The organism is Methanospirillum hungatei JF-1, from assembly GCF_000013445.1.
Classification (GTDB): Archaea; Halobacteriota; Methanomicrobia; order Methanomicrobiales; family Methanospirillaceae; genus Methanospirillum; species Methanospirillum hungatei.
Window position 1 is genome coordinate 1,567,776 of record NC_007796.1, and the last position, 22,802, is coordinate 1,590,577.

Sequence of the window (22,802 nt, forward strand, 5' to 3'; positions counted from 1 at the left end):
TAAATACCTTTCTCGTGTGGGCTTGTACCCGCTCGGGACTGGTAGAAAAGAGTCTGTTAGTTGCTGATATCATCCTTATTGGTCAACACGTTGGCCTTTGGTGATATCCGCTTAACCCTCTTTTTTACCATCTTCTTCTCCCAGGGGTTCAAACTGGAGGTTATGATTAAAGAGGTCGAACGCTCTTTTTCAGTTTACTCACGTCTAATCCAAAGGTGGTTTTCATGAACTCTTCTGCCCATTCACGATCCTTCATTTTTTCTTCATGCGTGCGAGTATCTTTTATTCCAGTGATAATTCCATCATCACACTCTTTCCACCGTTTGAATGTCTCTTCTTGGGTCATCTTATTACTCTTTTTAGAAGTATCATACGAACTTTTTCTAATGGGGTCACTCGCTCAACCCCGTAGTCAGTGTGCTTATATTCGAATCTATCTGCATTAAAGATATCTCCAACCACATACTCTTCTCCCCGTGGCATTAAGTACTCATATTCTCCATCTCCAAGTGATAAGGCCTTTGTTCCAGGAGGGGTTTGAAACATGAATACATTACAGAATCCGCTCTCATCACGTTCTTTCGCTGCAAACCCATAAGCAGTACTCAAATCTAATGACGAGGATCTGTATGCTGGTTCGTGATATGCTCCATCTTTTATGATATCTTTTGCTTTTTCTATTCCAAGACCAAAGAAATGATTGTTGCGCTCTGTCGTGATAGAATCGGGTTTATTAAAGGAGGAATCTATGTTCGCAATATGCAAGTACACGGTTCATCCCCATACACACGGGGAACTCTGGATGTCAGAAGGATTGGCGTTTCGCGATCGCGGTTCATCCCCATACACACGGGGAACTCGAAATGGGATTGAAACAAACGAAGGAAGTAGACGGTTCATCCCCATACACACGGGGAACTCATAAAAAAAATCTAATCCTCCAACACATCATGCGGTTCATCCCCATACACACGGGGAACTCGTGTTTGCAGCACCTTACGTTCCCCGTTTTGACGGTTCATCCCCATACACACGGGGAACTCCTAAAACAAAAATTAGTTAAGTTTTAAGCGCTCGGTTCATCCCCATACACACGGGGAACTCATCGAAATGATGACCTTCTCTTCTTCGGTCATCGGTTCATCCCCATACACACGGGGAACTCGTCATGAAGTGTTTCTCTGAATGCAAGATATGCGGTTCATCCCCATACACACGGGGAACTCTTTGGATTCATGCGGGAAAATGTGTGATGCTTCGGTTCATCCCCATACACACGGGGAACTCAACTTGCTCCCCACTCTCATCGATATTACACACGGTTCATCCCCATACACACGGGGAACTCTGAGGATGGGGCTTCCTGCTTCATAGAGACAACGGTTCATCCCCATACACACGGGGAACTCGGCATCAGGTTATGAACCTGATTAATGACATACGGTTCATCCCCATACACACGGGGAACTCGAAACTGGTTGAGATTATGATTCTGCCGATTCCGGTTCATCCCCATACACACGGGGAACTCGTATATCGCGTTCTATCCCTCAATTCTTGGCGCGGTTCATCCCCATACACACGGGGAACTCTCAAGTCCGATGTCAGATAAGATGGTCGCATCCGGTTCATCCCCATACACACGGGGAACTCTCCCGAAAGAATGCCCTCATCTAATTTCGTTCCGGTTCATCCCCATACACACGGGGAACTCTACCGCTGATAGTCAACACTCCACGAGTTTCACGGTTCATCCCCATACACACGGGGAACTCCAATTCTTTCGCATCAAGCATGGATTCGAGTTCGGTTCATCCCCATACACACGGGGAACTCGTGTTATCTTCCTTCTGATTGACTCGGAATTTCGGTTCATCCCCATACACACGGGGAACTCGGGTACTTCCGGGCCATGAGGGGAACCATCACCGGTTCATCCCCATACACACGGGGAACTCCCAACCGTCGCCAATTTCAGTTTTGCCTGTTTCGGTTCATCCCCATACACACGGGGAACTCATTATATCAATAGATTTGTATTTTTCTTTGTTCGGTTCATCCCCATACACACGGGGAACTCCAATATCCTCTGATATAATTGTTTTACGTGCCCGGTTCATCCCCATACACACGGGGAACTCAAGACCGTCTGAAGTCCACATAAGGATTTGTCCGGTTCATCCCCATACACACGGGGAACTCGTTTTAATGGCGCCCTTATCGGTATTCTATCCCGGTTCATCCCCATACACACGGGGAACTCATGATATCTGTCACGGCTCATACTACCAGTGCCGGTTCATCCCCATACACACGGGGAACTCTTCATCTAACCATTCACTGATCAAATCATACACCGGTTCATCCCCATACACACGGGGAACTCTTTCAGGATTTCCTCATAGAATTCCAGGTCTACGGTTCATCCCCATACACACGGGGAACTCGTACACATTTGGTGAACATTTGAATACTCTCTCCGGTTCATCCCCATACACACGGGGAACTCTCAAGAGTCTGTTCTAATACAGTCTCTTGAGCCGGTTCATCCCCATACACACGGGGAACTCACAGGTATGACATACAGTATTGAGTGTTGCAACGGTTCATCCCCATACACACGGGGAACTCGCCCCACCCCCCCCATACTCTGCGTAGGTACTCGGTTCATCCCCATACACACGGGGAACTCATACATCATTTCGCGGACTGCCTTGCACTGGTCGGTTCATCCCCATACACACGGGGAACTCGTGAAATAAGCGGGCTTGACGGGAAAATTATCCGGTTCATCCCCATACACACGGGGAACTCGGAAACGGCAATAACATCACGTTAGGAGGTGACGGTTCATCCCCATACACACGGGGAACTCATCCTCATGCGGCCTTCCCTCTTCCAGTTCTTCGGTTCATCCCCATACACACGGGGAACTCTCCAGGCAGTTTGATTTGAATTCTTTTTCTGACGGTTCATCCCCATACACACGGGGAACTCTCAGGAGTGCCTCCAAGTGCTTCAATCGCCTGCGGTTCATCCCCATACACACGGGGAACTCTATTTGTCTCATGGGCCTAATACCTCTACCCCTGGTTCATCCCCATACACACGGGGAACTCTCCGCCTTTCCCTGCCTACTCATTGCAGAGTCCGGTTCATCCCCATACACACGGGGAACTCTCCTTGGGTTTTCTGATGGTTCTATCAGGATTCGGTTCATCCCCATACACACGGGGAACTCTATGCAAAAGGAGCGATAAGCACGTCTACGTACGGTTCATCCCCATACACACGGGGAACTCCCGCATTCGCAGGCAATATCACAGGTTGCACACGGTTCATCCCCATACACACGGGGAACTCGCCTGCCCTATGTTCCAGAGCCGATCTTCCCATGGTTCATCCCCATACACACGGGGAACTCGATTCAAATTTGTATTATTTACCCGATTTTTATGGTTCATCCCCATACACACGGGGAACTCATCCCTCTATCACAACCAAACATCAGGTAATCCGGTTCATCCCCATACACACGGGGAACTCCAAGTCTCCTGCAGACTATATAAAGATATACGCGGTTCATCCCCATACACACGGGGAACTCATGTTGCGTTCCCTGATGCATCCAGCGTGCATCGGTTCATCCCCATACACACGGGGAACTCATTCCATCAGATGTATCTGTCATATATTGCCTCGGTTCATCCCCATACACACGGGGAACTCTAATAACTCCAACTGTTTTAATATTGCTTCTACGGTTCATCCCCATACACACGGGGAACTCTAATAACTCCAACTGTTTTAATATTGCTTCTACGGTTCATCCCCATACACACGGGGAACTCTTTGATCCGCTCCAGTGAGAAACCATAGAACTCGGTTCATCCCCATACACACGGGGAACTCTTTGATCCGCTCCAGTGAGAAACCATAGAACTCGGTTCATCCCCATACACACGGGGAACTCATAAGCTGAACAAACAATGTCAAGATTCATTGCGGTTCATCCCCATACACACGGGGAACTCAATTGCACCAGCACAGTATTTTGAACTCATTTCGGTTCATCCCCATACACACGGGGAACTCGGTTGGATTAAAATCTCCTGTTGTTTATCTCTCGGTTCATCCCCATACACACGGGGAACTCTCAAATTTCTTTAAGTGTTCTACTCCGGTTATCGGTTCATCCCCATACACACGGGGAACTCGCCGTTATCCCAAGTTCCATTCGCTTCATAATCGGTTCATCCCCATACACACGGGGAACTCGTTTTGATATTGAACTATCAGAGGATGGGTTACGGTTCATCCCCATACACACGGGGAACTCTCATTTACCGTAAAGACGATTGGTGCATTTAACGGTTCATCCCCATACACACGGGGAACTCATAAGCGCACGGCAGAACGGAAGCGCGAAGGGCGGTTCATCCCCATACACACGGGGAACTCTTTATTCGCGGCGATTACTATTTCAGATATTACGGTTCATCCCCATACACACGGGGAACTCGGGTGCATCCCGTGTTGAATTGAATACATAAACGGTTCATCCCCATACACACGGGGAACTCTTGGTTGGTGAACTTGGTGCTATTGTCGGATACGGTTCATCCCCATACACACGGGGAACTCTTGGAGAATGGGTGCTACTCTGTTTATAGGGGCGGTTCATCCCCATACACACGGGGAACTCGAATTCTTCGGCTCTCTGTTTTGCTGCGTTTGCGGTTCATCCCCATACACACGGGGAACTCCGATTATGTCCTGTGGGACTGTTTTTATTACATGGTTCATCCCCATACACACGGGGAACTCGCAGGAGTTGTGTTCATTGGCTGTCCATTAGGCGGTTCATCCCCATACACACGGGGAACTCATCAACCCTATATTCGACATTGGAGCACGTAACGGTTCATCCCCATACACACGGGGAACTCAGGAGATGTATCGAACAAAGAGCATTGGATTGCGGTTCATCCCCATACACACGGGGAACTCATTAGTGGAAGACGTCCGGGCCTTTGCCGAAGCGGTTCATCCCCATACACACGGGGAACTCTGCAACCCGATGATAATCATTCACTACCTTTCCGGTTCATCCCCATACACACGGGGAACTCGTGGCTACAATCGTGTGATCTGCTCGCACATTCGGTTCATCCCCATACACACGGGGAACTCGTAGTGATCACTCATCATCATCACCATAAGCACGGTTCATCCCCATACACACGGGGAACTCAACACAGAACCAACCATCCGGAAGTGCTGGTACGGTTCATCCCCATACACACGGGGAACTCTTACTGCCATTTCTTTCATCAGGGTTGGTGTGCGGTTCATCCCCATACACACGGGGAACTCCAGGTTCGTGATCTTCTGACCGACCGGCATTCCGGTTCATCCCCATACACACGGGGAACTCCCGCATCAACCCATTCACACGTTTCGGCATGTCGGTTCATCCCCATACACACGGGGAACTCCAGGGACATCTCAAGAAGGGTAATCGTGGTGTCGGTTCATCCCCATACACACGGGGAACTCTACACGTTTGTGGATGATGCAGTTATCCGGATCGGTTCATCCCCATACACACGGGGAACTCTCTTCCCTTTTTCTCCTCTTGGAGGAAACGCCCTTCCTCCGGATGCCCATATCAGGTGAACATTACTTTTTCTTATTTTCCTCCGGCATAAATGCTACTAATGGATGGCCATCAGCATCAATCGGAATCCGGCGGTTATGACCCACGGTCTCAAATTTAAACCCTGCTTCTGTCGGTGTGTGCCACATCATCACGGCATTTCCTTTTCCAATACCCGAACATACCTGACTCCAGATCATATCTCTGACTCGCACAGAATATGAACCCACATACACTCCAGAACGGACCTCCAAGAGCCAAACTGCAAGCCTCCCTCGTAATGACGGCGGGACTCCTTCTGTTACCACAACAATCATGCCGGCTCATCCCTCCTCATCAACAGGAATCGCCGGTGGAACAACCCAGTCAGGAGGAGCAGGCGCAGAAATGCCACCAGCTGTCAGCACCTCCTCAATCGTTGGAATAATCCTCTTGAGGAGTTGTGTTTCCCGGAATAAATCGCGGCAGGCATACCTGACCTCACGCTCAGGCTCCCTGGGATTTAATGCAGCCGTTTTAAACGCTGCAGGGACAACCGTTTCAAATTTGAAAAGGTCTGCAATATCATACACAAAAGAAAGCGGCTTTCCCGTATGTAAGAACCCGATAGAAGGAGAATACCCTGCAGCAAGAACAGCAGCCTCACAAATCCCATATAAACTGGCGGTTGCTGCACTAAGACATCTATTCGGAAGATCAGCACTCCCCCAGGAATGAGGATCATATCGCCTGCCATTCCAGATGACACCAGTATCTCTTGCAATCTTACGATACCCTTCCCTGACACGAACCCCTTCAAGTCCCCGTAACTGTTCAACAGAATATGCATCAGAAAAATCCTCTCCAAACCGGAGAGAGAACATCTTCTTCACAACCTTTAGCCGTAATACCTCATCAAGAGCAAGACGTGCCTGGTACAAAAGACGATCTGATCGGGCACCCCCGGGATGACCAACAGAATAGAGACGAACACCACCCTCACCTACAAAAACAAGCAGACAACCAACTTTCGATGCAAGAGAGACCGCTGCATGGGAAACCCGTGACCCAGGTTCCAGCATCAGCGATGCAAGGCCACCGACAGGAATCTGCATCCTGATCCCATTCGTATCAACCAGAACAAACGCACCATCAATAACATCCAATTCTCCCCTACCAAGAAATACCACCGAAGAACGCTCTTTTATCGGAATCGGCTTTATATCGGGGAGAGTAGGAGTCATAATGCTGCCCGTTTCACCATCATGAGCCCACAGCCAAACCCTTTTGCCGGCCCAAGCCCATTACAGATCATCTGGAGAAACAAGTCAGGATCAGTAACCCGAAGAACACCATCGCAATCCACAACACTAATGGATATGGTATTTTTTTTCCTGCCCTGGGAAAACTGCATCTTTCGGTATCCCCCTGCAATAACTCTATCCTCATATAAGGAAAAACCTCCTTTTTCACTACGCTGACGAAGCCAGCGGACAGACTCCTGCTGAACCAGATCACTCATTGAAAAAGATGAATTTGCCTCATTAAGTCTTCTTTTTGCATCCATGATAACATCATGACGGTGACGAATCCGTTTTCTATCTGGATCAGGCTCAGTCTTTGTCACAACAGGATTTACACGGATTCGAAAATTCAGCAGATCATCTTTCTGGAGAACCGGATGAAATGGCTTTGAAAGAATATTCCACACATTTCCTTCGTAAACCGGCTTCCTGGCTGAGAGCAAATAAACTACAGGATCCCTTCCGGTTAACTCCGCACGATATAAAAAATCTCTCTTTCTATCAGGATGGTCTGCAAAAAGATCCCAGATCACTTCATGCACCTGATACGGCCCTGTCACAAGATCTCGAAACCGACCTGAAATTGCAGCTTCTCTATCCAGTGTCATTTTAGAAAAAAACATTATCACACCTCGGAAACAGAAATACGAGCATAATATTCATTACGGTCAGAAAACTGCCACCTCGACCGGGATAATATATTATCACGCCTCTTCATCACCATCACCGGGTCATCAAATCCGATATCAATACCATCCTCAAAATAGAGAGACACCCGATCCGGTACTCTGAAACCATTGAGGAGATCAAACCCCTCGATATGCTGAACCAGGGCTGACTTCAATGAATCAGCCTGTATGACCCGTGCATGAACAGGAAGGGCAGGAGGGCAGGATTTTCTCCCCAGATACAAACAAAAAACAGGATTTCGAAACGATGCTGCAATCTCCTCAAGAGAGAACTGAGCTGACTCAGCATCACGGATCCATACACAGGCAACAGAAACATGATCACACAGGTACTCCCTACGAGAAAGAATTGTTTCCGAATCCCCAAGATTCATCTCATCCCTCCTGGTCATCACATGATTCATTTTCTTCAAAGAAGATGAGTGGACTGACTGAATGGTATGAAAATCCTGAATCATTATGCCAGGTTGCAGGACCATCACCGAGAACCCATATCCGGCCTGGAGTCTGTTCTGGGCTTCTTCATCATCCCGACGAATACCAAGGGCTGCAGCAACCATTCCAAGAACCGCTGACCGGGACGGTCTTGACCATGAAGACCGCATTTCACCCACTGCAATCCCCCCATACCCGGCCATCGGTCCGTAGAGATTAATGAGACAAAACTTCGTCATGACTCTAACACAAATGAGATAATATCAGTCAGACTCCCTGTTCCATCAATAACATTCATGGATCTGGACGATTGCTTAAAAGAAGTCCCATATGCATTATCCATCCTATCCCGAAGACCCTCAAGATTTTTCACAGCATCTCCGTAGATATCCTTCCCCGAAACGGGTTTGAAAAAGGCGGCTGCAAGAGAACGCGGCTGCTCTGTACCCTTTTCAACAAGCAGATATGACGCATATGACCGTGATGCAAAACTATTCTGTTTCCCTGATGGGCTAACCATGGAAGCGGCACGAATAAGAGCCTCAATTGCCCGGTTCGAAAGTTCATTATCACCTTGAAGATTTTCTTTCAATAAATCACGGTTAATACAGATATAGGTATAAAAAAGACCTGCACCAAACTCTGCTTCACCAATATGCCCTGCTCCGGCAGTATCATCAAGCTGATTGAGATCATCAACTGCTGTAAAATAGTCATCTTCAACCGGCGTGTCATGCACCGTTATAGCATGGGAAACCTGAACTGCTGCCTCAGTATTATATGCTGCATTATCTGCAAGCATACGTCCGAATAAAGCAATATCAACAGCTTTATGATCGGATCGAAGTCGAATACAATCATCATCTGATACTTTTTCACCACCAGAAATCCGACCAAGAAGATCATCAATTCCAGCAATCTCTTCCGGACTATAATGAACCATCTGCTTATGGGAGAGAGGATTTTTATTACTCTTTTCATCTGTTTTTTCAGATTTCTTATCTGAATCCTTCTCTTTTCCTCCCTCGATCTTCCCAAAATGAGAACTTATCTTTACCGCCCACTCATGAGCTTTCTTCTCATCTTTTATCCTCTCCCTCGTCACTCCAGACTCTTTTCCCTCAAGGATATCGGATAATAACCTCCCCTCCACCAGAGCTTTTTTAATTTTCACCCCCATATCCCTGGTTCGGATACCAATAGCCCCTTTAAGTGCATCTGAAAATGCCTCTGATGTCCGCCATGATCTTTTCAGACTTTGCGACGATACACGAATACGCTGTGTTCCTCCCACCGTGGCAGTTTTGGGTCTCCCAAGATCGTCACGATTCAGATTGGATGGCGGATACGATGCAAGCATATGGATCTGGATAAATTCACTCATTCTTTTTTCCTCCTTGATTTCCTTCAGACTGTAATACTTTTTCAAAATACTCAAATGTCATCTCTTTTCTGGATTTTTCATTCCAGAAGTACAATTTTCTGACCACATCATCAATATTCACCGTCCCATTCAGCATCCGTATGATCCTTGTCACAGGAAGAAAGAGATCGGGATATGATTCACACCGAATAAGTTTTCGAAATCTCGCTTCACTAACAGAGGGGGTCTGACCTATTCTGCTCTCACCCATCTGCTGAGCAAAAGTAACACCAGAAATGTCTTCTTTCACATGAGCAAGACTTACTGCAATCAAAGCCAAAGCCTCTCTTCTCACCATTCCATGCGGTAAAAGACTCTGATAAAGCCTGTGAAAAGCCGGACAAAAAAACACTTCTGTAAGATCATGACACCTCCGTAACTCAGCACTATCTCCACGGCTCTCAATCAATCCCTTCCACCAGGAGTGAAATTTCTCCCTGACAGGATCTGATTCAATAGATAGATATACATCAGTCATAGCTTTTTCTCCTCCATTGAGTCCTTCATGAGAAGACCCAGTAATGAAATAACTTTTTTCGTGTTCTCTCCGGTAAATTTTTTAAATTTGATTCGGGCATCGATAACACTCTTAGGATCATTCAGATCGCTGATGAGTGAAACCTGGGTATAATAATCAAATAACAAAACAGAATGACCAACTAACATACGATACCATTCACGCTTTATTTGATCTATCTGCTCCACATTTCCCAAAGAGAAAAAAAGTCTATCAAGTGTAGCATAGAACAATTCCTCAGTCTCATTCCAAAATCGGGATCTTAAATCAACAGGTTCTTTTCCTTTATTACCATGTCCTGAAATTGCGTCCTTTATTGAGCCGGCAAGAGACTGCAACACATATTCTGCTGTAAATATAAGATTTGAAACAATATTTTCAAATAATTCTCTCTTTTTCTCATCATCCAGCAGGTAGATTGGCATCCGGCTTTCATACCAGCATCTGGCTTTTGCATTATCCATATCATATCCAAATGACCATAACCTAACCTTTTTAAATGATTTCCGCTTTAAACGAATAATATTATTCTGAAAATTTGTTACAGTTCTGGAAACCTTGATATTCCTTGACGAATCCGGAATAATCAGACCCATAAAATTTCGATACGTAATACCCCCGGGTTGAAGATGAATTGGGCGATAAACTTCTTTATCCAGGTAATAAGGAGTAAGTGTGTGATTGTCCCAGGTTTCGTCATAATCAACTCCATGAGGTTTCGTATGATATGTCAACACGGTTGCTGAAGATGCAAGACCACATACATCACAGGCCCCTACCGGCTTGTCCTCAAAATCAAGTAATATCCGTCTTCCCATCCCCCAGAACATCTGTAAAGGATTAACATCGATCACGCCAGTTTTTTCCTTTTTATCACTCAGGCGAATCTTCCCAAACCAGGGAAAGATCATATCCATACTCTTTTTTTGTTTTGCTATCGCATCTCCAAAAAATTTTATTGAAGGAATAATATTCAGCCATACCGTCTCCCACAATGTCTCCCCCAAGATTACAGACGTTAATGGCCCCCCACCTCGTAAACCTGTTTTATGCCCAGCTCCACCACCTGGTCCATTAACCTGAAGAGTAAATAAAGCCATAGCAGCACAAGAGGGACACATCTGCTTTACAGTATCGCGTTTAACAAAAAAATCAGTATTTTTCTTGACCGTATTCTCCCCAGGCATTTCAATAAGAAGACCGTCAACTGAATTTTTCTTCTCATCACCAATACTGATATCTTGCATAAATCTGGGGCCTTTACCATCCAGAGAGAAGGCATCCTGAATCTGCTTGAAGTGTCCCTTCAATACATCTGAAGGAATTACATTATCTAACCGGTCAGTCCATTCTTTATCCGATTCAGGAGGACAGACAGTCTGAATTAATCCTATCAGAAACTGAATAAGAGCTCCATTAAAATCTGGACGTGAAGCATTAAGTTCTATCACCGGATTTGTATCATAATCCGAGGTAATCTGATGCGGAGCGATAAGACCGGAATCACCGTTTTTTCTCACAACCGGAATCCAGGCATCATGTAATAGATGGATCATATCTGAACCTCATAAAATAATAAGTCTGATTATTATGTTAATCACTAACCACCATAAACGTTACTATCTGAACGTATTATCATACCCTTCTTTAAGTCATACTCAATTATCATCTGCTGCCCATTTGAATGAATCACGGGACAATAATAATAGTCATCGATTGGAATTAAAGGAATAATTCTATCTTTTTTCCCTCCATCTGGTAAAATTGAACATAAACGATTCATCTCTGACTCAATCAAAGGGCTAACAGTAATCCTCACATCATATGTTCGTTGAGAAACAGTAATTCTGCTCATATCAATAGAATTTCGATCCATATCTCTCCATAAGGATAAAACATTATTAACCGGATCCCACCTGCATAAAAGAACCTGAATCGTCGGATCTGCAAGACGTGTTTTATCTACATCATCCTCCCCCCATAGCCCGGAACCAAGTTCATATCCCGATGATATATTCAGTGCACGACTCCCCGCTAAACCTTCAGCCTTCCTGTCTTTATTTTCTGTCTCTTTATCCCGCTCAATTAATGCAGATGGTATATATGGAGGTAATTGAGGATCATACACAGATTCAATCAAAAATCGTGATCTATCAGGAGTCCGGATCGAACCTTCACTTCGAAGCAGTTCTGCAGTCTTCCACAACAGACCATGATATGGGTATACATACCCTCCACCGGGAAATACCTCTGAATACCATGAATCTTTCGGATTGTCATCAAAAGAGGGGGAATAAATCGCCAGTACCGGCTTGTCTCTCATCCCACGGCTATGACGATGCAACCGTCCTGCTCGCTGAATAACCAAATCAATGGGTGCCAGATCAGTAACCATTACATCAAAATCTATGTCAAGGGACTGTTCAACCACCTGAGTTGCAATCAACAAAACTCCTCTGCGATCTTCATCCAGACTCTGTGTCCCAAATTGAGTAAGCACTTCTCGCTCTCGTTCAAGACGATCTCCCATAGCAAAACGTGCATGGAACAATAGAATTTTCGACGCAACATCGCGGTCTTTCATCATCTTATATGCCGATATCGCATCAGATACGGTATTCCGAATCCAACAGGCACATTTTCCAGATAGTAATTCTTTATTCAGGTACTCTGAAACTCCATCGATTGTATGAAAAAAAGTAACCTTAACATCGCGTTCAGTTCCAGGCCTGCATAAAAAAGGAATTTGTCTACATTCATGTGGATGAATATGAGTTATTAATGGATATTCATCTACAAAATCTAATGATGGAGCATATCCTGCTCCATTCGAAAAACCAGTGATGTACTCTTCCTTCTGATTTTTCGGAAGTGTAGCAGAGAGAAGAATCGCACTTCCGCCAAGAGCTGCATGAAAAGAGAGAAGGGAACGTAACAAACGATTCATAAACCGGTCATAAGCATGAACCTCATCAACAATAAGAATATTCCTGACAATACCAAACAAACGGAGAGACTGATGTTTGACAGGGAGCACTCCAATAAGCCCTTGATCAATCGTTCCAACCCCAATGGATGCAAGAAGTGAAGATTTTTTATGATCTGCTAGCCATCTTGCACATACTGCCTCACCAGATTCCTCACCTTGAGGATGATCCAATCCACATGAGAGATCATCAGACGGACCGATAGTCTGAAGAAAAGAATCTGACAAATGACGGGAACCATGAGCAAGAATCAGTGAGGGACGGTTTTCTCCCTGACAATATAACCGTTGATAACAGTCCTTCATCCGCTCATACATCGCATTCGCAGTCGCCATGGTTGGGAGACCCACATAAATACCTTCCCCATATCCATCATTCATTAAACGGTGAGCAAGAGTGACTGCAGCCTCAGTCTTCCCTCCTCCGGTTGATTCTTCAATAATAAACAGATGAGGTCCGGCCCCTAATTAAAGGGTGCTCACTAACTCCTGAAGCGGACTTGGAGCTCTTTCTCCAGCAGAGAATACAGGAAATAATGATCGAATGCCCGTTTCAGGATTCACCGGATAATCAGATAACCCACAAACCGGTAAGGCCCGCTCAGCAATATCAAGAGTTTGTTTCCAGTAAACCTTAAGCGGTATCTTACTATTATGGAACGGGAAAAATCCTGAAGAGCCTATCCAGTCAGAGATGATAACGAGCCCTGCTAGTAACCATGAAATTTGAGCACTGATGAATTCATCATCCTGAGTCGGGATTTTGGTATTGAGATCATGAAGAAACAGAAGGGCAGATTCTTGTACAAAATCTGAGGCAGCAGAGATGTCATCATCAGTCACAACCAGATAATGAGGGGTATAATTTATTGCACCCATATCGGGAGGCATTCCATGATGCCCAAATGTGGCATTCAGACAATATTTGTATCCTAAATAGAATTCTAACAAATCACCATCACAAAGATTTTTGGTAAGATTGAGATCGGTTTTTTCAAAAATTTTTTCAAATATCTTGATTCCAAGATTGCTATGATGAAGCTGATTGCATAATCTTGGATCTCTTCCATGAATTTGAAGAAAAATATCCTTCACCATTCCCTGAAAACTTTCAGAAAACTTACCAAGATCATGAATAGCAAGAATAAAACTTATTAATGGAATAACCTGATCCTGATTAATTCTCAGTGCAGAAGATATCCTTTGTACCAGAATTGGATGATGAGATAAAATCCTGTTTCCAACTGCCGCAACATCAAGAGAATGATATACGAGGAGATGATAGCGAGGCTCACAATCAATTCTGGCTTTTCCCCAGTACTGATACATACGATCTGCCCCTTGCATAAATATCATGATCGTCTATACTGTTATAGAGATGACCAGTTGAACATTATATAATAATAGACTCGTTTTAATTCATTATTTATCCAGATATTTTCGATTTAAAACCAAATACGATCAAAACGAAAGGTTAATCCTCACGATTCAACCACTCGGAATAAATGAGGGAGAAGAACAATTCATCAAAGACCTTGCCGGCTATCTCACCTCTGAAAAGGATCGGTATTCCGGGTATGAATGTTTTCTCCTCCGGAACCGTGCACGAGTGGGAGTCGGACTCTTCGAAACCGCTTACTTTTACCCGGACTTGCATCTTCTGGATGATACGGGGGAACCGCCAGCAGGTAGTCTTTTTAGACCCGCACGGACTTGCCCATGACACAGATAAGGACCGGGAAAAACATAATCTCTGCAAAAACATCAGAAAAGACTATGAACCCTTCATCCAAAAAAGATTAAAAGACAAAGGTATCACAACCGAGATACTCCTTGATGCGTATATCATCTCGGACACCGACCAAAAAACGGTGAGTGAGACATTCCGGGGAATGCCAACGAAAAGCCATGTCGTGTATCAGAAAAATCCCGGGTATATCCGGGAGATATGTGAGGGGCTTGCGATAGTTCAATTGGATACATGAAATAATGTTTAACGGGGCGAATGAGTACTAGACAGGTCAGGGCAAACACATCAGAGAGTCGGAACCAAATTGAGCAATATTTCTTATCCGAGCCTCAATAAAGCCAAGGTTTTACATTTGCAAATATTCACTCTCCTTTCAGATAGTCAGAAGGATTCCATATTTCAAGGTAAAAGAAAGCAATAAAAAAAATAATCCATTCCAAATAATGATCTAGTCGTGAAAACATACCAAACAAAAGATATTCCCCCTGTTTACAGGGTAGATTTGTCCGAGATTCAAAAGAAGGCAATAAACGAATGGGTCAAAGATTCCACATACATTAATGCGGCAGCACGATATGGCCATAATGCTGATGAGTTTAAAAGACACCCTGAAAAATTTGATGAGGCGAATCAACAAAAGATAATTTTAGAGAGATTAATTTCGGAAGAATCACTAAAACAATCGTATGAAGTCTTTAGAGGTTTGAAAGAATATGATATCATTCTAACAAAGAAGACCCTTGAGGAAATTAAAATTACCAATAAAGCGACTGAACTATTTGACGATGGGTTTAATGCTGTCTCTTTTAATGAAGATACTCCCCTAATTTATGCAACCCCAGATGAGAATGGAGAAATATGGATGTATTCAGCAAATCTAAACGAAGGGTATCCTGCATTATTTATCGGTAATGAAAACCCCCAAAGTTTAGGATACAGAAAAGAGGGGGAGATTTTGATTAACAGAAAAACGAAATTCACAATAATTGGGGACGAAATAATGAATGTGCAAGATGCGACCGGAACTATTAAACGCTTAGTATATATTGAATATCAAGGGTGAGTCACATGGATAATCGAAAAAAATGGTTAGAGAAATATGCATCACCTGAAGGTGCGGTAAAGGTGGTTGGTTCTCATCAAATAACAGAGGGTGAAAAAATTAGATTAGAAGCTTGGAAATCAAAAGTTATTCGCAAATATTCACTTTCTTCATCTAAATAATCACGGCATACAATATATATAAATATTAGTTCTTTATGCAGTGAGATTGTTGTATCAATAGATACAAATGAACCATGGAAAAGTGATGACACACAGGTCGAGATCAATTTATTGATGAATATGAAAGCATTGTTTACGCTCCCAATTGGTCAGGGGCAAGATATCAAAAGATAATAGCGAAGAATCCGGGTCTGATCCAGTTGCTCAAATGGACACCTCATGAGGAGGAACCATTAACTCGGGGCGCTACCTGATAAATACTTTTTCCACAGTGAAGTAATTGTGTTCACTATCATGGTAAAATGGCCATATGGTGCGTCCCCTAATCGAATTCTGGATGTAATTTTATAAATCTGATTCGTTCATTACTCACTCTTACCCTGTTGATCAAAGCATCAGGTTTGTTGGCATCAATCAGATACTTCATCAGTGTCACGCCAAAGAAGGGCTTTTTTCTGAAGAAAAAAAACATCATCCTGAACATCAGAAAGACCGCCAGCCCAGCTGAATTTGGTTTCACGATATTTTCTTTCTGGATATCAAGTAAAAGAGAATCTATGTAATCCAATACCTTCTGCTGGTACTCAGGTGGGAGTTGTCGAGCCCGACGTTTTATCACGCTTTTTTCAGTCATAAATGCCAATCTACAATATTTTCTATTCTCTGTTTGATGTTACCGATTAAATTTGTCATTTCTATTTTGATTGTCTTAATATTCAGTTAATCACCAATAAAAAACCCAATTATCCTCCGGATGATTGAATACAGACATAAATTCCTACTAACTTGGTTATAGCCGATGGGTGATGCAAGGAAACCGGCAGCAGATCGTCTTCCTTGATCCCCATGGACTTGCCCATGACACGGACAAAGATCGGGAGAAACAAAATCTCTGCAAAAACATCAGAACCGAGTACGAACCCTTCATCCAGAATAGATTAAAAGAGAAAAGCATACTAACCGAGATACTCCTGGATGCATATATTGTCTCGGTCACCGACCCGATGACGGTAAGCGAAACATTCCGGGGAATGCCCACGAAAAGCCATGTGATATATCAGAAAAATCCCGGGTATATTCGGGAGATATTTGAGGGACTCGCGATAGTTCAATAAGATGCTTGAAAAGATCTATACTGGACACAGAAGATATTCCTATCTCTTCCCATATTTTCAATATAAAAGAGGATACTCAATAAAACCATTTAGGCTGAATATTAAATGGATCATACAAAAATTATGGAAAATCAAGTGCATTATGTAAAATTTGGTAGGATGTCAAATCACCATGCAAGAACCAGGTAAGTACCGTGTATGTACCATGCAAGTATTGTTCATCTGAATAAATTTCCAAACTAAAAAGGCTTATTCTTCAATCATTAATCCTTTGAGGTAAAACCAGAACCTATTCAAACCTTAAAAGCGGCATTAAGGTTTGGATGATACAGGGGAACCGCCAGCAGGTAGTCTTTTTAGACCCGCACGGACTTGCTCATGACACGAATAGACCGGGAGAATCAAAACCCCTGCCAATACATTAGAAAAGATTACGAACCCTTCATCCAGAGCAGATTAAAAGAGAAAGGCATCACAACCGTAATACTCCTGGATGCTTATATTGTCTCGGTCACCGACCCGATGACGGTGAGCGAAACATTCCGGGGAATGCCCAGGAAGAGCCATGTGGTGTATCAGAAAAATCCTGGGTATATCAGGGAGATATTTGAGGGACTCGCGATAGTTCAGATCTCGTAAGATTGTTCGAGAGAACACCTCGATGATGTTTCCATCAGGCCCAATGAATGAAAAGGTGACCACTTTTAGAACACATAATTATTACCAGGAATGTTCCATCCATATTCTTTTAATCAACGGAATCGCCTCAAAATCTGAATCTTCTGAAATTATGCATTTCACACCAGAATTATATGCAGTCGCGATGTGAATGGCATCACGTGGCTTTAATTTATAATGAGAGAAGAAATACCCAGCAGATTTAATAATAATTTCATCAACCGAAATGAATGATAGCCCTTTTAAATCAAAAAGAAAAGAAGAGTATTCTTCGGCAACATCCCGATTTATCTTTTTTAATAGAGCATATGTAAATTCATCCCAGGTTAGGAATGAAGTAATCGCAGAAATATTATTATTTTCAACTCGTTGAAGGACTTCACGAGACCATTTTCCTTTATCTGAGTTATCTATCGCTGCATAAATGAAAATATTCGCATCAATGTAATACATACCTTAAAGACCTAATCGTTCCTTTAACTCTAATTCATACTGTTCATCTGATTGATAATCATTTATCTGAACCCTTTCGGCCAAGGCTTTAAATTTTGCCACAACCGTCATTTTTTTAGGAACTATTATGATTTTTCCTTCGATGACTGATATCATGACATGATCACCGGGAGAGAAATCTGCCTTTCTCCAAATTTCCCGGGGGATTATTAAATCTTCATTTTCTGAAATTATCGTTTCCATGTCTATCGTGAATATAGTAATCACTCAAACCAAATATGTATTTCTGGTTTATTTGAGGAGTCATAAACAACTCAGTTTGCCCCTCAATACCCCAATTCCCATATCGTGATGAAAACCAGATTTAAGACCGGCCAAGAAACCGCCAGGCCGGCATAGCAGGATGAATGACTCTTCAATCCGCCTAAAAATCAGAGTTGATTCGAGGTTTCTTTTCTTTTTCTTTCCACTCTAAAAGTTTGAAAGAAACTCACCCGGATCCTTAACTAACCATTGGGACCTCTCCTTTGTATAATCCCCATGGCCTTTATCATATAACTGCAAAAATCTCACAGCATCACCCGGACAGAACCCATGAATATCGAATACCGTTCAAAAACATTGTCAATCATATCCCTCTCAGCTCATCAGGAAGATACCACCACTTCTCTATCTTATATGCTTCATATGGCACATCAACTTTAATTTTCCCATCAACAATTTCCTGACAGGTACGCTCCAACCGATTCAGTTTCTCATGATACTGCCAGATAATCCCTTTGATAAACAAATCATAGTGTTCAAGCATATAGACTCGAAGATCAAGGAGTTCTTCAGTATGATACCGCTGTTCAAATCGTTCAGCTAAAACAAGATCCAGATCTTCAGATGACCATTGTGCAAAGACCGGGTAGGACCTGAGTTCATAATATTTGTCACTCCCATAGATAGCATCGTCAAACGCTTCAGACGGACTTTTTAGTTCAGCCCGGTTTTTCTTATATTTGAAATAGATCTCATCTGCAATATCGGGGATGACGATATTATCCCGATAGAACCGCATCTTCTTCTCAAGTTCGCGGTACATACCGATTAAACCATAAATCGGACCAAACTCCGGCAGTGCAATACCTGATTCATAGCCTAGACCTGCATCCACCACGGTCAGATATGATTGGGCACTATCCATTACGCCCATGGCATCTTCGATCTCTTTCCCCACGATGTTTTGCCCGGCTTCATCCACCAGACTTCCCTGCCAGTCAGGAATCTCTCGTGTTAAATTGTCTTTGAATGCAGAGATATCCCACATCATATTATCTTTCAGAGCGTAGGTGATTCCCCTGTCCGGTCCAAGTACACCGGTTTCGTTCGCCACCAGGGCCTTATACAGGACCTCATCAGAATATTTACCAAACTGTGAGGGGAGATAGTATCGAAGTGTCCAGATAAGTTCTCCATAGTCTCGTGTCTTCTTTGTTGTATCTTCTCCCTTCAATCGGCCGTATATTAATTTCCCTAACCGAATCACTTCAGATTCGGCAAATTTTTCCATATCAGACTGCCTTTCTGCATATGAAGGAGTACAACCCAGTCTATCAAAAATATCCTTCTGGTCATTTAAACCCTTATAAACCGCACCCCAAACCTCTATATCGACAGTAGTTGATGGATCAATCCATATATACAACTCATATTCATTATTTGTCTGAGTCCCATCAGCAACATCAGAAATTTTTGATGCAATAACAGAACCAGGTAATCCATCAAAAATAGACATTTCCCGGCCATCCGGCCAGCTCATAACCCACTCCTGAAATTCTTCAGGCGTTTGAAATTTTTTTGCTGATCAATACTCACAACGACGCTCACATAATCCCCCTTCTTATTTTTTACCCGGTTATCATTTTGAGGGCATGAAAAAGGAATATACCCTCCCCACCGAACAGTGTGGACATGATTTCCTGAAGTAGGATATGATTCCCATTCTTCTGATACCTGAAGATTTGAAGAAATATCAGAACTCTGTGGAAGGGCAGAAATGAGAGATGATGGAACATCCCCCGATACAGGAAAAACCAAAATAAAAATAAAGATCGCTGATACAAACAAAGGCATTATCAATCCATTTTGTTTCTGATGAATGAATGACATGATCAATTTCCCCCAAGATGCCTTCAGGAAAAGCAACCATGAGAGTGAATCTGTTATTATTCAGCAGGATCATACAGAACAATACCTGCTATGTGGATTTCTGATTGTACCGGTGGCATCAATGCATGAGTATTCGCACCTGAGTTGATAAAGTATGTGGCTCATTCAAATTTTTCCATGAACGGCCATTATGCCAAAAAAGGGAAAGTATAAGCGAATCAGGCGTTATCAAAATTTTTACTCACCATCTCATATACCTCATCAATAAGCCGACCAGCTTCCCCGGTCATATAGAGCGGTATGGATAATATGGTATCATGAAAACTCAGCTCTCCTTCCCAGAACCGAATCGCAAACGGAGGCTTTTTCTCTTCCATGTACACACGCAGGGACCGGAGCGTACCGGTCTTTCCTGATTTCACTTCAACCGGGTATATCCTGCCTTTCCTGGTGATGCAGTAATCAATCTCACTCGAGCTCCCGGTCTTATCCCGTGCCCAGAAATAAAGTTCTGAACTGATGAACGGATCCTCAAGTGCCAATAATTCCTGACCGATAAACTGCTCTGCCAAACTGCCTCTGTTAATCTGCATAACATCCTTCAGACTCATAATTTCAGCATTCAATCCACAAAGATGCTGCATAAGGCCAATATCCAGAAAAATATACTTCTGCTTATTGGACAGGGTTGCACCGAGGGGAAGACCAGATGCATCTGTTCCATAGACAGGAGTGATGACACGGGCAAGGCTGAGCAGGTGGAGGGCATTTTTCAGATCGCGGGATTTAGATTCCCGGTCAATATTCACATATTTTATCTGTTCTGAAACCATCCGGGGAATTGCCGAAAAGACGGTCTGCAGATGTATTACCTCTGATGTCTTGCCATATTTGTAAAAATCCCGTTTATATGTTTCAATAAGTGCATCCTGGATATGTGAGCAGGTAAGAAAACTATCTGACTCCAGGTATGAGGCGATTACTTCAGGCATTCCTCCAAGGATAAAATACGTCCGAAGAAGAGAATTGAGTCGTTCATGGACTACTTTAGGGATGGCATCAGAGATATGAACGGAGTTCAGATATGAAATGAGGTTTTCTTCTCCCACTGCCCTCATGAATTCGGAAAAGGTGAGCGGGAACATATTTAAAAACTGAACTCTCCCCACCGGCATTCTCATTTCCGGAGTAAATGCAAATTCAAGAAGTGAACCGGCTCCTATTACAAAGATATCAGGACGTAATTCTTTAAAGTAACGAAGAGACATGATAGCGTCCGGACACTCCTGTATTTCATCCAGAAATATCAGGGTATCTTTCGTGATTTTCTGGCGAAATAATAGTTCTATCTGTGAAATAATGGAATTTGGATCTTTCGTGTGAAATATTGATTTGAAACCAGGATCTAAATCAAAATTAAGGGCAACATAATTTTTAAATTCCTTTTTCCCAAATCGCTCGACACTATAACTCTTCCCCACCTGTCGTGCACCCCTGATGAGAAGCGGAGTCCGGTGAGATTTTTTCCATGAGAGGAGGTGTGACGAGATGGCCCGATCCATAGTTACTATATGCAGTTCGAAGAACATATATACCTTGGCTAAAATAGGGGGCAATTTTTACCAACTTTTGGACATTTTAGGGGGCAACTTCATCCACCCACCCATACATTTCAGGGGTTCCACCATCACAATCACCCCTCTTCCCATCCCTCTTGCCAGGACTCCCATCCAGGAACCAGCCATACCTCCCCACAGCCCCGGAGCAGATTCATGATCTCCGGCTAAACCAAAGATGAGAACACTTCAAACCGCTCAATTCCTTAAACCCGCCATTATTCTTCTCCCGATACAAACCTGTTTAAATCACGATACTATCTCCCTTCCAACACTTCTCTGTCACACCCGTGACAGGAGAAACGAATGGCAGACTTTGTCTCAAAATCAGTTGTAAAAAGTGCAGAGCGGGTCCTTGCTACCCCTCTGGCCAGCAAAGCCACATTAAACACCATCGTCGGGAATATCCTCGCCGACAACCCGTGGGGATGCACCCCGTACCAGTCAGGCGGAGAGACCCTCCCGGCGGTGGCAAAAAGCAGCGAATACTACTCCGGAACCATCATCTATGAGAACAATGAAGGAAAACAGGTTGGCAGGATATCTGTCCGTGCTCCCTCATCCGGTGCATTTGACACCACGATATCCACCCTCCTTGCACAGGCAGGACTTGAGACCGCCATGGGAGGAACTGCATCACATGACAGCTCTGAAGATGGCTTTTCAGTCACCCTCAAATGTCATGCAGCGAATGGAGAACTCTATAATGTCGCATTCAAACGTGACAAGGTAAGTATCTCCAGCTTTGAATCGGATGGGATCATGACCACCATCGAGACCTGGGCAGATACCGTCAGCGAACTGGCCTGATCACCCTTCT

Annotated in this window: 21 protein-coding genes and 1 CRISPR repeat array; of the genes, 6 read left to right on the plus strand and 15 right to left on the minus strand. The window is 43.6% G+C overall.

The genetic code is table 11. The features are described 5' to 3' along the window. Positions 1 to 166: 166 nt before the first annotated feature. From MHUN_RS07170 to MHUN_RS17420, 11 genes are all read right to left on the minus strand, one after another. Positions 167 to 346 carry a hypothetical protein gene (locus tag MHUN_RS07170; RefSeq protein ID WP_048067360.1) on the minus strand — a complete coding sequence of 60 codons (180 nt, stop codon included), beginning with the start codon at positions 344 to 346 and terminating at the stop codon, positions 167 to 169. Next, positions 343 to 765 carry a hypothetical protein gene (locus MHUN_RS18655; protein ID WP_143709405.1) on the minus strand — a complete coding sequence of 141 codons (423 nt, stop codon included), beginning with the start codon at positions 763 to 765 and terminating at the stop codon, positions 343 to 345. The genes MHUN_RS07170 and MHUN_RS18655 overlap by 4 nt, the downstream gene beginning before the upstream one ends. Positions 766 to 770: 5 nt before the next feature. Beyond that, positions 771 to 5,620: direct repeats of the CRISPR family, unit length 29 nt; unit sequence CGGTTCATCCCCATACACACGGGGAACTC. Positions 5,621 to 5,682: 62 nt separating this feature from the next. Then, positions 5,683 to 5,976 (minus strand): type I-E CRISPR-associated endoribonuclease Cas2e, encoded by a 294-nt coding sequence (gene cas2e / locus MHUN_RS07180; RefSeq protein ID WP_011448383.1) that lies wholly within the window; start codon positions 5,974 to 5,976, stop codon positions 5,683 to 5,685. Positions 5,977 to 5,982: 6 nt separating this feature from the next. Continuing rightward, positions 5,983 to 6,882, minus strand: a complete 900-nt coding sequence (gene cas1e / locus MHUN_RS07185) for a type I-E CRISPR-associated endonuclease Cas1e (protein ID WP_011448384.1) — start codon at positions 6,880 to 6,882, stop codon at positions 5,983 to 5,985. After that, positions 6,879 to 7,565 (minus strand): type I-E CRISPR-associated protein Cas6/Cse3/CasE, encoded by a 687-nt coding sequence (gene cas6e / locus MHUN_RS07190; protein ID WP_011448385.1) that lies wholly within the window; start codon positions 7,563 to 7,565, stop codon positions 6,879 to 6,881. The genes cas1e and cas6e overlap by 4 nt, the downstream gene beginning before the upstream one ends. A gap of 2 nt (positions 7,566 to 7,567) precedes the next feature. Then, the gene (cas5e, locus tag MHUN_RS07195; protein WP_048067361.1) at positions 7,568 to 8,305 is read right to left on the minus strand and encodes a type I-E CRISPR-associated protein Cas5/CasD; all 738 of its coding nucleotides are present in this window, start codon (positions 8,303 to 8,305) and stop codon (positions 7,568 to 7,570) included. Continuing rightward, positions 8,302 to 9,450 carry a type I-E CRISPR-associated protein Cas7/Cse4/CasC gene (gene cas7e / locus MHUN_RS07200; protein ID WP_011448387.1) on the minus strand — a complete coding sequence of 383 codons (1,149 nt, stop codon included), beginning with the start codon at positions 9,448 to 9,450 and terminating at the stop codon, positions 8,302 to 8,304. The genes cas5e and cas7e overlap by 4 nt, the downstream gene beginning before the upstream one ends. Further along, on the minus strand, positions 9,443 to 9,967 hold the full coding sequence (casB, locus tag MHUN_RS07205; protein WP_011448388.1) for a type I-E CRISPR-associated protein Cse2/CasB: 525 nt from the start codon (positions 9,965 to 9,967) through the stop codon (positions 9,443 to 9,445). Before casB ends, cas7e begins: the two co-directional genes overlap by 8 nt. Then, positions 9,964 to 11,562 carry a type I-E CRISPR-associated protein Cse1/CasA gene (casA, locus tag MHUN_RS07210; RefSeq protein WP_011448389.1) on the minus strand — a complete coding sequence of 533 codons (1,599 nt, stop codon included), beginning with the start codon at positions 11,560 to 11,562 and terminating at the stop codon, positions 9,964 to 9,966. Before casA ends, casB begins: the two co-directional genes overlap by 4 nt. A gap of 44 nt (positions 11,563 to 11,606) precedes the next feature. Beyond that, a complete protein-coding gene (gene cas3 / locus MHUN_RS07215) occupies positions 11,607 to 13,442 on the minus strand; it encodes a CRISPR-associated helicase Cas3' (protein ID WP_083758422.1) in 1,836 nt (611 codons plus the stop codon). 18 nt (positions 13,443 to 13,460) lie between these two features. Beyond that, entirely contained in the window at positions 13,461 to 14,321 is an 861-nt protein-coding gene (locus MHUN_RS17420) for a CRISPR-associated endonuclease Cas3'' (RefSeq protein ID WP_158498184.1), read from the minus strand. Positions 14,322 to 14,497: 176 nt separating this feature from the next. On the opposite strand from MHUN_RS17420, the gene MHUN_RS07220 reads away from it, so the two are divergent. The 5 genes from MHUN_RS07220 (at position 14,498) to MHUN_RS07240 (ending at position 17,720) form a co-directional block, all read left to right on the plus strand. Continuing rightward, entirely contained in the window at positions 14,498 to 14,977 is a 480-nt protein-coding gene (locus MHUN_RS07220; RefSeq protein WP_048067362.1) for a hypothetical protein, read from the plus strand. Positions 14,978 to 15,196: 219 nt separating this feature from the next. Beyond that, the gene (locus MHUN_RS07225) at positions 15,197 to 15,805 is read left to right on the plus strand and encodes an ADP-ribosyltransferase (RefSeq protein ID WP_048067363.1); all 609 of its coding nucleotides are present in this window, start codon (positions 15,197 to 15,199) and stop codon (positions 15,803 to 15,805) included. 5 nt (positions 15,806 to 15,810) lie between these two features. Then, positions 15,811 to 15,966, plus strand: coding sequence for a hypothetical protein (locus MHUN_RS18965; protein WP_158498185.1), 156 nt, complete (start codon positions 15,811 to 15,813; stop codon positions 15,964 to 15,966). Between the two features lie 806 nt (positions 15,967 to 16,772). Beyond that, on the plus strand, positions 16,773 to 17,081 hold the full coding sequence (locus MHUN_RS07235) for a hypothetical protein (RefSeq protein ID WP_011448392.1): 309 nt from the start codon (positions 16,773 to 16,775) through the stop codon (positions 17,079 to 17,081). Positions 17,082 to 17,459: 378 nt separating this feature from the next. Continuing rightward, the gene (locus MHUN_RS07240; protein WP_011448393.1) at positions 17,460 to 17,720 is read left to right on the plus strand and encodes a hypothetical protein; all 261 of its coding nucleotides are present in this window, start codon (positions 17,460 to 17,462) and stop codon (positions 17,718 to 17,720) included. A gap of 81 nt (positions 17,721 to 17,801) precedes the next feature. Here MHUN_RS07240 and MHUN_RS17425 read toward each other — a convergent pair whose 3' ends face one another. The 4 genes from MHUN_RS17425 to MHUN_RS07265 all read right to left on the minus strand — a co-directional run bounded on the left by MHUN_RS17425 (position 17,802) and on the right by MHUN_RS07265 (position 21,928). Further along, positions 17,802 to 18,212 (minus strand): type II toxin-antitoxin system VapC family toxin, encoded by a 411-nt coding sequence (locus MHUN_RS17425; RefSeq protein WP_011448394.1) that lies wholly within the window; start codon positions 18,210 to 18,212, stop codon positions 17,802 to 17,804. Positions 18,213 to 18,215: 3 nt separating this feature from the next. After that, the gene (locus MHUN_RS07250) at positions 18,216 to 18,455 is read right to left on the minus strand and encodes an AbrB/MazE/SpoVT family DNA-binding domain-containing protein (protein ID WP_011448395.1); all 240 of its coding nucleotides are present in this window, start codon (positions 18,453 to 18,455) and stop codon (positions 18,216 to 18,218) included. A gap of 385 nt (positions 18,456 to 18,840) precedes the next feature. Then, a complete protein-coding gene (locus tag MHUN_RS07255; RefSeq protein WP_011448396.1) occupies positions 18,841 to 20,016 on the minus strand; it encodes a hypothetical protein in 1,176 nt (391 codons plus the stop codon). Positions 20,017 to 20,584: 568 nt separating this feature from the next. Then, a complete protein-coding gene (locus tag MHUN_RS07265) occupies positions 20,585 to 21,928 on the minus strand; it encodes an ATP-binding protein (RefSeq protein WP_052288844.1) in 1,344 nt (447 codons plus the stop codon). A gap of 360 nt (positions 21,929 to 22,288) precedes the next feature. On the opposite strand from MHUN_RS07265, the gene MHUN_RS07270 reads away from it, so the two are divergent. Beyond that, positions 22,289 to 22,792 carry a hypothetical protein gene (locus MHUN_RS07270; protein WP_011448399.1) on the plus strand — a complete coding sequence of 168 codons (504 nt, stop codon included), beginning with the start codon at positions 22,289 to 22,291 and terminating at the stop codon, positions 22,790 to 22,792. Positions 22,793 to 22,802 lie beyond the last annotated feature (10 nt).